We start from the raw sequence: 11,096 nt of genomic DNA on the forward strand, positions 1-11,096 counted from the left end.
ACGGGCGCTTCCATTTGGTTTAACAATCTAATTGCTCACCGGTTCCCGATGCACTACAGAATTCGGACTGACTCCGTCATTTATGCGGTGAAGAGTGAGGTATGGAGATTGTACCTAAAATTGACTAAAAGTTAGACGAGTAACGTATGAAAATGTTTCGCAAAATTCGCCCCGCAAGAATTAATCATCGTCTTCCGCCAGCGCCAGACGATTTTTCGCCATCCTCTTTTCCGGATAGACCACTTCTACTTCTCCGCCCCCAATTCGCTGCAGTTTCTCGATAGCGCCATCTATCAGGAAATCGGGCGTCGACGCCCCTGCCGAAAGGCCGACCACTTCGATAGGCTTCTCACCGTTTTCAAACCAGTGCGGTCGGATATCATCAGGAGAGTTGATCAGGTACGCGATGCCGCAGATCGCTTTGGAAATCTGCGCCAGTCGTTTGGAATTTGCCGATGATTCCGAGCCGACCACCAGCATCATATCCACCTTGGGCGCCAGGTCCATTATCGCCGCCTGTCGCTGATTGGTGGCGTTACATATGGTATTAAAGATTTCAATCTGGGGATACTTTTCTTTTGCCCGCCGTTCCACCTCGACAAAATCCGAAACGCGAGCGGTCGTCTGCGATGTCATCGCCAGTTTCCCGTCGATTGGACCCAGCCCTTCCAGCGCGTCAAGAGTCGGAATAACCGTCACTTTGTCCGGCGCATGCCCCATTATTCCGATGGTCTCATCATGCTTGTCGTCGCCAAAATGCAGAATATGATAACCGTTTTCAGCAAGTTTCTTGACTATCTTATGAATTCTAATCACCAGCGGGCAGGTGGCATCGACCACTTTCAGCCCTTTTTCTTCCGCTTTTCGGAATACTTCCGGAGACGCCCCATGGGCGGAAATTATCAAAGTCCCTTCCTTTACATCTTCCAGTGAGAACGACTGCCCCACTCCTTCCCGACGAAACTTCTCCACAATCGCCTCATTATGCACGATTTCGTTGAGAATGGTAACACTGCCGTTGCTTCCGGCGGTTTCCTCCGCTATCGCGATAGCCCGTTTCACACCCATGCAGAATCCATAATGCTGGGCGATTATTATCTTCTTCAACTTATTTCACTCCTAACAGGTCCTTGGACTGGTTAAATGCTTTGTATGAAGAGCGCACCAATGGTCCTGCTTCAACATGCTGAAAACCGATTTCCTTTCCCATCGCCGCTATCTCCTTGAATTCATCAGGACGATAGAATTTCTCAATCGGAAGATGTTTCTCCGACGGCTGCAGATACTGGCCCACCGTCACAATTTGCGTCCCGGTGGCGTAGATATGCTCCATCAGCTCCTTGATTTCTTCCAGCGTCTCCCCCAGTCCGACCATGAAGCCGGTCTTGACCACCGGACGGGGCGAAAAACTGTCGCCCATTTTCAGGACTGCCAGGGAGCGCTCCAAAATGGCGCCGGGACGAACACGGCGATACAGCCGCTCGACCGTCTCAACATTATGCGCAAAAACATCGGGCTTGGCAAGCAGAACTGTCCGCACCGCCTCTTCTTTCCCTTTCATATCCGGAATCAGCACTTCAATCTTGACTTCATTATCCTGCCTTCGGAGGAGCTCTATAGTCCGGGCAAAAATAGAGGCTCCCCCATCCGGCAGGTCATCTCTTGTGACCGAAGTTATAACCACCTGCTTCAATTTCAGTTCCGCCACTACTTTAGAGAGTCGCTCCGGCTCCTCAAGGTCAAGCCCCAGAGGCCGCGCCGTTGTGACATCACAAAATCGGCATCCCCGGGTACAGTGATTCCCCAGGATAAGAAAAGTGGCCGTCCCCGCGCCGAAGCATTCCCGAATGTTCGGGCAGGAGGCTTCCTGACAGACCGAATGCAGATTATGCCGCGCCAGGATATCCTTGATGCGGAAATATTCCGGAGTAAAATTCGCCGTGACTTTCAACCATTCCGGAAGACGCCGGCGCCCGTCACCGGCGGCAGGCGACTTTATTAACTGAGAGGTATGCCCCGCAGGGGATATATTAACGGTCATGACAATCCATATCTGATATTTATTTAAATACAGATACGAGATTTTCGAGATAATATTTGGTGAGTGTCAAATCTTCATCCAGCTCGGTGTGGAAACTGCTTACGAGGCAATTGTTTTGAATCAGGAGAACCGGTTTTCCCTGATGTTCCGAAAGAATTTTTACCCCTTCTCCAACCCGGGAGACGATAGGCGCCCGGATAAATGACGCCTTGAGAACTGCCGGTTTTCCATTCAGTTCTGCCCGCACCTCGGTATGAAAGGAATCAACCTGTCTTCCGTAGCCGTTCCTGCTGACCGCTATATCTACTATTTGAAGCGGTTTGACCCGCGCGTCATCTACTTCCCGCGCCAGCAAAATCATACCGGCGCACGTGCCCCAGACTCCCTTCTGACGGCAAAGCTCCTGCAGTTTCGAGCGCATATCGAAGCGGTCGAGCAGAAGATTCATGGTGGTGGACTCTCCGCCCGGTATGACCAAACCATCGAGACCCTCCAGGTCGCGGAGCGACCTAACTTCCCGACCTCTCGCTCTCAATAGGGAAAGACGGTACAAATGGCGCTCAAAATCCCCCTGAAGCGCCAGAACCCCAACAGTCAGATGGGAAAACATATCTGCTCGCAACGGCAACGGATATTACCGCACCTGAAGAAGATTCTCCTGCGGAATCTGCGCCGCCGAAATTCCTTTCATCGCTTCACCCAGCCCGCGGCTGCAATCGGCGACCACTTTCGGGTCATTGAACTGTGCCACGGCGGTGACAATGGCGGCGGCGCGCCTTTCCGGATTCGAGGATTTGAAAATTCCGCTGCCGACAAAAACCGCTTCGGCCCCCAGTTTCATCACCAGAGCGGCATCAGCCGGAGTGGCAACTCCGCCGGCGGCGAAATTCGGCACCGGAAGTTTCCCGGTCCCGGCGACCAGGCGCACCAGCTCAATCGGCGCCGCCAGCTCTTTGGCCGCTCCGAAAAGCTCCTCTTCCGACATCACCGTCAACCGCTTCATGGCGGCATTTATTTCCCGCAGATGTTTCACCGCTTCCGAGACATCGCCGGTGCCGGCTTCACCCTTGGTGCGAATCATAGCGGCCCCCTCGGAAATCCGCCGCAGCGCTTCTCCGAGATTGCGGCAGCCGCAGACAAATGGCACCCGGAATTTCCATTTGTCGATATGGTACTGGTAATCGGCCGGGGTGAGCACTTCCGATTCATCGATGAAATCAACTTTGAGCGCCTCCAGAACTTCCGCTTCCGCGAAATGACCTATCCGGCATTTTGCCATTACCGGAATCGAAACGGCGCTTTTAATCGCCTCAATAACAGATGGGTCGGCCATCCGCGCCACCCCGCCTTCAGCGCGAATGTCAGCCGGCACCCGCTCCAACGCCATTACCGCCGCCGCTCCCGACTGCTCCGCTATTTTTGCCTGCTCCGCGCTGGTGACATCCATTATAACCCCGCCCTTGAGCATTTCCGCCAGACCGACTCGCAATCGATAATCTTTATCTTCCAGATTCATTTTGTACGCTCCTCTCACAAACATAATTTCCCTGCTTTACAAAGGAAGCAGTTGTCGCGCCACGATGCTCGGTTTCTTTGGCCCCGATGAGCCAAACCTTTCCCAAATTACATACGAAATATAATAGCAAAAGACTCGAAATTGCAACCCCTCTTTCTGCCGAAAAACCATTGTCTCAGAGACAAAAAAGGGTATGCCGCCGGACGGCACACCCTCAAATTCAGATTACTCTGTTTCTCAGTTGTCTTTTATCACAGCCCGATATTTCCCAAAATTCGCCTGCGACAGAGTCTTTCGAAACAGGTCCTGCTGTTTAATCCAGAAATCGCGCATCCGGCATCCCTTATAATGCTCGCATTCGCATTTATCTCCCTCACAGCAGAGATTGAGACTGATGGGACCCTCCATCGCTTCCACCACATCGAGAAAGGAAATATCCTTGGGGGCGCGCGCCAGCCGATACCCGCCGGTCACTCCCTGATATGAAACCAGGATGCCGGCCCAGGTCAGGTCTTTCAATATCTTGGCTAAAAATTCGCGGGGGATTTTCTGCGCTTTGGCAACCGCGCCGATTGATGCCAGCCTTCCTTTCGGCATGCCGGCAAAATGCATGACGGCGCGAAGGGCATAATCGGCTTTTCTTGACAATTGCATTCCGTACTCCTTTATATTTTCGTCAGATAATCAACTACTTTTAAATCCATATACGACATTCAAGGCGGATAATATGGACAAATATTACAATTATTTCAAGACTTTTTTGAGTTTTTTCGCAAAAATTGCCCATTAGTGTCCACAATCAACAATCTCCTATCCGGCAATGTCTTATATCGAGAAAAGAAATCCCGCTGGGGACAAAATGGTCTGAAAGGCGGCAGAGAAAATTATGAAATACAATGGCAAAACGATAAAGGCACCAAAGGACGGCTACTCCTTAACAACGACATTTATATTCCGCTTCTTCAACTGCCCGATGAAAAACTGCGGCTCCACCGCTAACTCCTGCGGCACCACGCCGCGGTCGGTAATTTTGTCGCTGCAGACCATCCAGGCGATTATCGCAACCGGGAACGATGTGCAGCGCATCATCGAGGTCAATCCGGTCCGGCTGTCCTGACGGTCGATTATCTCATAAGTCAGCTTTTTCGGGTTCCCGGCTTTAGCCCCTTCAAACATCAGGCGCACCAGAACCAGGTCCGGTTCGTTGAAGGTCAGATTCTTCTCCAGGACCCGCTTGAACACTTCCCGCGGCTCGACTGTTATATCGCCGACACGCACCGGGCTGCGCGAACCAAGACCGATTTCCAGCATGGTGCGGAATAGATGACAATGCCCCGGATATCGAATTGTTTTATAATCCAGAAAATTGATTACCCCTTTGTAAGTGTCGGGGAGAGTCGAGGTGCCGCCCGATGTATAAAATGCTTCCAGTTCGCCGATGCCGTCAAATTCCAGTTTCTCCAGTCCCGTCATTGGATTGACTGTCCGGGGCTGTCCGTTTTCCAGAATTATGACCGGCTCCCAATACTCATTGATGAGCCCTTCCGAGGAGAACACCAATTGGTAGTTCAGCGGGGGGCGCGGCACCTGGGGCAGTCCGCCCACACGGATACGCAGAGAATCGACTTTATCAAACTCCTTGATGCCGGCGGCGGCAAGAACCGAGACCATTCCCGGCGCCAGACCGCAATCCGGTATAACGGTTATCCCGGCTTCGCGAGCGGCATTGTCCATCTCAAACTGAAGCCGCACCACATCGTTATTTCCCCCCAGGTCGAAAAAGTGCGTGCGCGACCTTATCGCCGCCCGGGTCAGTCCTTCGTTGTACTTATAAGTAACCGCCGATATGCAGGCGTCATAATTCTCAAGCGCTTTTGCCACCTGGTCTTCATCGCGGGCATCCAACTTTGCCGCCGTTGTTATATCATTTCCGAATTTGCGGGCAATCTCCAGCGCCAGGTCGGCGTCAAAATCAAAAAGCCCCACTTCCTTTACACCTTCGGCGCGGCTCAGGTCATACACAGCCGCCCGCCCCATAAGCCCGGACCCAATTACAGCTATTTTCATCTTCTCCCTTTGATTTTTCTCAATGGCTATTTACAGCGGAATTTAAACCGCCTGGGCATAAATGTCTATATCAAAATTGGGATATCAGCAGAAAGTCAGGTAAGTCTTTCAAATCAGCTCGTATCGCTTGCGCAAGAACCATTCTCCCGCCAGAGCGGCAATGAAAATGCCCAACAGCCAGAATTTATTCCAGAGAACGATTTCCTTCTGCTGTGAGACCGCGATCGACTCGGCTTTAAGTCGCTCCGCCAGTTTGTCGGCTTCGCCCATCGGGAAAAAATCGCCGCCGGTCATTCGCGCCACTGCCGCCAGAGTAGAAAAATCGGGGTTGCGATGATTTTCTTCTATTGAGAATTTTTCGACCGCAATCTCTCCGCCGCTCTCCTTGAGAGTCTTGTTGTCTTTACTGATGATACCGGCATATCTGTACCGTCCGGAAGAAAGCGCTCCAAAATCGGCCCGGTAATACCCATCCCCTTTTTCCACCAGTGGCGCCACCGCGGTATCACCATTTAATTCATCGATAAGCGAAATATGCCCGGTCGCCCCGCTTATCGGTCGAAACCCGAGGTCAAAGACCGCACCTGTGAACCCGACCGGTTCCCCTTTGGTGTAAACATTCTTGTCGGGCTTAATCTGTATCGGGTCGGTCTCTTCCTTTAGCGATAGCCAGTTGACCACACCGCCGAAAAATTTCTGATATTCTTCGCCGTTTCCACCAAATCCATAACTGAAAAAACTCCACTGCCAGAACGGGGCGGCATTGGTCGCCAGCACCTTTCCGGCTCCCACCGTGCGATACCCGAGAATCGGCATATCCCTGCCGCCGGGACCGGCGCCGGCCGTAACCAAAACCTCCGCCCCCGGAGCGATTGAATCGGTCGAGACCAGAACCTGGAAGGGTGGAAGATTCCGCCAGCCGTCACGAATCGCAGCGCCGCTTTCGGCAATCCGCACTGTCGGATGAAAGAGATAATTCTCGACCGGAACGCCATTAAATCTCATGAAAACCGGCTTATCCCGGCGGCTCCGCGAAACAAAAGGAAGAAACTGATCCAGCCAGCGCGGGTAAGGCGAGCGCAAATAATTCTCCCCCAGAAAAACCATCAATCCGCCGCCGCGGTCAGCAAGAAATGATTCCACCAGGGGGGCGCGTGACTTGAGCGATTCCAGATTTATATCATACAGAATCAGAAGGTCATATTGATTTAGTTCTTCCTGTCGCGACGGGAATGGAATCCCGATATATTGTCCCCCTGCCTTGGGAACCGAGGTGAAGAGCTCAACACTGGAGGAGTTCTTAAGATACCGGTTCAGGAACGAATACTCCCAATCGAGATAGTCCGCCGCCAGAAGCACCTTCAAGCGGCTTTTCAGAACCGTCATCGATATCGTCCGAGAATTGTTGCCGAGGAATTCCTCATCGGGAAGTGACGGTATCTCGATTTCAAAGGTCTGCTGCCCCGGTCTTTCCGGCACAAAGGAGATTTTCAATTCCTGCCGGAGATTCCCCTCCGCCAGATTGGTTGTCTCTCCTTTCAATATCCGTTCACCGCTTTTCACCTGCAGCGATGCCCGGTCATTTTTCATTCCCGACCACTCCAGGCGCACCGTCATCTCGGTCGGTTTCCCGGCAAACACGACCTGATTGTAATCCACGCCGGTAATGGCAACATCTTTTTCCGCCCGTTGCTGACCGGCCCCCACTGCAATTATGGGCGTCTTGACCGATACCGCGGCATCAAGCGGTGAAATCCCGCTATTGGAGATGCCGTCAGAGAGAAGCAGCCAGTATTCTGAGGGTTCCCCCAGCTCCGCCTGCGCCGCCTGCTGCAGGGCATCCCCCAGCGCCGTCTTTTCCCGGTTGATATCCGAACGGTCGCCAAAGAGGCCATGGGAAAAGTATCGCTCCCTTATATCAAATCGGCCGAGAAGCTGCTTCAGACCGCCGCTTGCCAGAAGAGAATCGACCCGCTCCGCACGCGATTTTCCTGATTCCACAATTTCCATGCTGTTAGATTTGTCCAGAAGAAGAGTCAATCGCGGCTGCCGTTCGTACTCCCTTTTGTACGACAGAACCGGCTCGAAGAGCGCCAAAAAGAGAGCCAGAATTGCCACTATGCGAAGGGCTGAAAGAAGAATACGCAGTTTCCCCGGAAGCGGCGGATTGGTGCGGCGGTACAGATAGACCGCAAACAGGATAAAGAGCGCGAAAAAAAGTCCGGTCACCAGCGGATGACCGGTCAGAATATCAAATGAAATCTCCTTGAGACCAAACATACCAATTATACCGTGATGCCCAAATCTGGATGATGCAAACCGCCGGAGAAAATGGTCATCCGGCGCGGGAGGTGGAAAAATCAACCATCCCCAGAAGCGAATTGTAATAAATCGAGTCGTTCAGCCCATTTATGGACGTCAGCCCCTCCTGGGCGATTTCGTGCGCCCGCCGGTACGCATAATCGATACCGCCAGACTCGCGAACATACCCCAATATTTTCTGGAATCCCCCCTTGCCGACACCGTTGCCCAGCATCCGAAGAATCTCGTTTCTCTTTCCCTGCTCGCTGTGCCGCAAGGAATAAATCAGAGGCAGAGTAACTTTGCCATTGACCAGGTCAATCCCCGGCTCTTTGCCGGTCACTTTGGGGTCGCCGACATAGTCCAGAAGGTCATCGGCAATCTGAAAAGCGACCCCGATCTTCTCGCCAAATACTGTGAACCGCTCTTTGGTGCGGCCATTCTGACGGGCAAGTATCGGGCCGGCGGCGCAGGAAACAGCAAACAGCGAAGCGGTCTTATCCGCTATGATTTTCAGATATTCCTCTTCGGAAAGGTCGAAATTGGCGGTCTCTTCCACCTGCCGCAATTCCCCCACCGAAACCCGCTCGGTGGCGCGGGAGATTTCATCTATCAATTCCAGCGATTCCGTTTTCACCATCAGGCGAAACGCCTTGGCAAAGATATAATCCCCCATCAGAACCGAAATCAGATTGGTCCATTTAAAATTAACCGTCTCCAGACCGCGGCGCATATCGGCATTGTCAACCACGTCATCGTGCAGCAGGGTGGCGGTATGAATCAGCTCAATCGCCAGGGAGCCATTGATAGTCTGGTCGGTAAAAAATTCGGCGGCGCGGGCGGTCAGAAACATTATGGCGGGACGAATCCGCTTGCCGCGGCTTTTCATCAGATGTTGCGCGATAGAAGTTATTAACGGGGATTCATTGGTCAGATTAGACATCAGCCGGCTGTCGAACTGCATCATATCCTGTTCGACCGGCTTTATGAGCGCCTTTAATCGGTTCTGATCCATAAAAGTATATAATGAAAATGACGGAAATCCGGTTCCCATCAGTTTCATAACAGAAGTAATTATATCTGATATCTCTTAGATTGTCAACTGGTTTCGCCGATTGCATCAATTCCTGCGAAACCAATAGCATTCCTGAACTTGTGATATTTTTCGCGAGCGGCCACGACCCATTTTGAGCCCCGTTTCCTCATCGGAAATGATACTAATGACTATAGAACCTGGTCTTTTCATGAACCCGATGAACTGTCCGGCGGAACTCTTCCCTTCTCAACTCTTTCCCGGACTCGCGGTCCACCAGCCGCGCCACAAAGCCGATCTCAATTGAAGTATGTTTCTCCGGAACTTTGACCCGATGATAGTTGAAAACCGGACCATAAAGTTCTCCGCCCCGGATGTAAACCAGCCAACTGCTTGTGGTCGCTGAATCGACCGCCGGCCACAACGTCTCCCCGGTTAAGGGCAATCTAAGATAGAGTGAGTCGATGCTGACCAAGTCCAGCGAGTCAACCGCCGATTCAGGGTCGATTCCCTCAAGTTCGGTATATACTGTCGGAATCCAGACCCGGAAAGAATCTGTCCCTACTCTTGAGTAAATGTTAACCGCTCGAATTACAACCTGCAATTCATACCCGGCGAAATTGATTACCGCATCTTTCCCCTCCGGAGTCCGGTAATATTTGACCAGCGTCATCGCGCAGCCCGAAAATATTGCGGCAGTCGCGACCGCCAGGAGAATGATATATGAACCATTTCTCTTCACGATTGAAATCTATGACAAGGTATCTGCGCTGTCCATAAGAAAAAACGATTTCCCCTCTAATAATCGCATCAAGGCAGTTTTTGCCGATTGGGGAAGGGGCGCCTGACAATTTCTCCATTGCATCTCTCCGCTATTATGCGCGGGGAATCACGAGGTATCGCACCAGGTGAATCAAATCGTATAGCACCCGCCTTTGACGTTGCGTCGGGTCTTGGCCCCGACTACTGTCGGGGATGTGACCCGACGCACTTATGCTAAACTCGGCAGGTCGAATCTCCGCCTGTGACGGGCGGATGCGACATAATCATCCCCGCGACAGCAGAGATGATTATCCGCCGTCAGGAGCCCGCCGCGGCGGACTCCTGACGGAATCTCAGTAGCCGTCGAGTAGGTCAAAATCCCTCCCTGGTCGCCGTGGCGACTTGGGTTTTGACATTCAAATGAATGTCTCGAAGGTGACCGCTCGCAATTTTAGTCTTGTAGGGCACAAGCCCCACGCTCGTGCCGTTTTCGTTCCGCTTCGCGGAACGAATACATATAATCACGCTGAATCCACCATGACTGCTGGATTCTGGCAGGAGCGCCGGGCTCCTGCTCTACTGTGCTGCCCGTAATTGTCATTCCCGCGAAGGCGGGAATCCAGACAGTGGTGTTATGCGATAAAGAATAAAGACACCGCAATTGGTGCAATCAATTTCTGAATTCCCGATCGGGACCGGGAAGGACAGTCGAGTAGGTCAAAATCCCTCCCTGGTCGCCGTGGCGACTTGGGTTTTGACATTCAAATGAATGCCTCGCAAATGACCCCATGCAATTTCAGGAACTGTCGAAACCCACGGAAGATTTCGACCTGCTGGGCTTTGTGCGCGCGCAGTCGCGCTTTAGGCGCGATTCCTGCCCGCAGATGAATCAATAATTCGCGGCTTATGGTGTCTCAATCTGGTTCCGCTATTCGGCTCTGCTTACGTTAAGCGGCACGACAAACATACACCCTACCTCCGGCGCCCAGTCGGTTGCTTTTGAAGTAATTCCGACCGAGTTATTCAGTTTCAGATATATGTTTTTCATGATGAACAGCTGAGCTTCTCCAATCAAGCCAATTTCGTCCTGGGTCCCTTCGATTCCCAGGTATACCCGCCAGGTTGGTGACAGACGTTTCAAATACTCCAGGGCATATTCACCTAATTCGGTCTTTGATTCTTCTGCTGAATACTCAAAAGCGATCCGGGCGGTCACCGTTCCCCATTTGAACCCTTTGATTATCCCCGAACCCAATTTCAATTCCCAATCGGGTGTGCCTATCAGCACTTTGTCTTTCTGCTGGGGACTGACCGCTTCGAAATAACTGAACAGCTCCGGACGCTTTTCACTCTCTTTCATCCAGCGCAGACGAATC

10 protein-coding genes are annotated in these 11,096 nt (G+C 52.1%); all 10 read right to left on the reverse strand.

The genetic code is table 11. From position 1 onward, the window contains the following. Positions 1 to 180: 180 nt before the first annotated feature. Positions 181 to 1,107: a 4-hydroxy-3-methylbut-2-enyl diphosphate reductase gene (ispH, locus tag AB1690_05480; protein MEW6014752.1), complete on the reverse strand. Its 927-nt coding sequence runs from the start codon at positions 1,105 to 1,107 to the stop codon at positions 181 to 183. Position 1,108: 1 nt separating this feature from the next. Continuing rightward, positions 1,109 to 2,041, reverse strand: a complete 933-nt coding sequence (gene lipA / locus AB1690_05485) for a lipoyl synthase (protein ID MEW6014753.1) — start codon at positions 2,039 to 2,041, stop codon at positions 1,109 to 1,111. Between the two features lie 19 nt (positions 2,042 to 2,060). Further along, the gene (gene pdxT, locus AB1690_05490; protein ID MEW6014754.1) at positions 2,061 to 2,651 is read right to left on the reverse strand and encodes a pyridoxal 5'-phosphate synthase glutaminase subunit PdxT; all 591 of its coding nucleotides are present in this window, start codon (positions 2,649 to 2,651) and stop codon (positions 2,061 to 2,063) included. Positions 2,652 to 2,675: 24 nt separating this feature from the next. Further along, positions 2,676 to 3,557 (reverse strand): pyridoxal 5'-phosphate synthase lyase subunit PdxS, encoded by an 882-nt coding sequence (gene pdxS / locus AB1690_05495; protein MEW6014755.1) that lies wholly within the window; start codon positions 3,555 to 3,557, stop codon positions 2,676 to 2,678. Positions 3,558 to 3,794: 237 nt separating this feature from the next. Continuing rightward, entirely contained in the window at positions 3,795 to 4,211 is a 417-nt protein-coding gene (locus AB1690_05500; protein MEW6014756.1) for an Rrf2 family transcriptional regulator, read from the reverse strand. Positions 4,212 to 4,484: 273 nt separating this feature from the next. Further along, positions 4,485 to 5,624 carry a saccharopine dehydrogenase C-terminal domain-containing protein gene (locus AB1690_05505; protein ID MEW6014757.1) on the reverse strand — a complete coding sequence of 380 codons (1,140 nt, stop codon included), beginning with the start codon at positions 5,622 to 5,624 and terminating at the stop codon, positions 4,485 to 4,487. Positions 5,625 to 5,732: 108 nt separating this feature from the next. Continuing rightward, entirely contained in the window at positions 5,733 to 7,904 is a 2,172-nt protein-coding gene (locus AB1690_05510) for a hypothetical protein (GenBank protein ID MEW6014758.1), read from the reverse strand. Positions 7,905 to 7,959: 55 nt separating this feature from the next. After that, entirely contained in the window at positions 7,960 to 8,940 is a 981-nt protein-coding gene (locus AB1690_05515) for a polyprenyl synthetase family protein (GenBank protein ID MEW6014759.1), read from the reverse strand. Between the two features lie 202 nt (positions 8,941 to 9,142). Then, positions 9,143 to 9,631 carry a hypothetical protein gene (locus tag AB1690_05520; protein ID MEW6014760.1) on the reverse strand — a complete coding sequence of 163 codons (489 nt, stop codon included), beginning with the start codon at positions 9,629 to 9,631 and terminating at the stop codon, positions 9,143 to 9,145. Between the two features lie 1,017 nt (positions 9,632 to 10,648). Further along, positions 10,649 to 11,096: hypothetical protein (locus AB1690_05525; GenBank protein MEW6014761.1), on the reverse strand; the 448-nt coding region annotated here is incomplete at its 5' end.

This window comes from Candidatus Zixiibacteriota bacterium (assembly GCA_040753495.1).
GTDB lineage: Bacteria > Zixibacteria > MSB-5A5 > GN15 > PGXB01 > DYGG01.

What these genes read in the sequence shown, in the direction of transcription:
- lipA (MEW6014753.1), bottom strand. Translation starts at nt 2,041, where the DNA reads ATGACCGTTAATATATCCCCTGCGGGGCATACCTCTCAGTTAATAAAG.
- pdxT (MEW6014754.1), bottom strand. Translation starts at nt 2,651, where the DNA reads ATGTTTTCCCATCTGACTGTTGGGGTTCTGGCGCTTCAGGGGGATTTT.
- pdxS (MEW6014755.1), bottom strand. Translation starts at nt 3,557, where the DNA reads ATGAATCTGGAAGATAAAGATTATCGATTGCGAGTCGGTCTGGCGGAA.
- AB1690_05500 (MEW6014756.1), bottom strand. Translation starts at nt 4,211, where the DNA reads ATGCAATTGTCAAGAAAAGCCGATTATGCCCTTCGCGCCGTCATGCAT.
- AB1690_05505 (MEW6014757.1), bottom strand. Translation starts at nt 5,624, where the DNA reads ATGAAAATAGCTGTAATTGGGTCCGGGCTTATGGGGCGGGCGGCTGTG.
- AB1690_05510 (MEW6014758.1), bottom strand. Translation starts at nt 7,904, where the DNA reads ATGTTTGGTCTCAAGGAGATTTCATTTGATATTCTGACCGGTCATCCG.
- AB1690_05515 (MEW6014759.1), bottom strand. Translation starts at nt 8,940, where the DNA reads ATGGATCAGAACCGATTAAAGGCGCTCATAAAGCCGGTCGAACAGGAT.
- AB1690_05520 (MEW6014760.1), bottom strand. Translation starts at nt 9,631, where the DNA reads ATGACGCTGGTCAAATATTACCGGACTCCGGAGGGGAAAGATGCGGTA.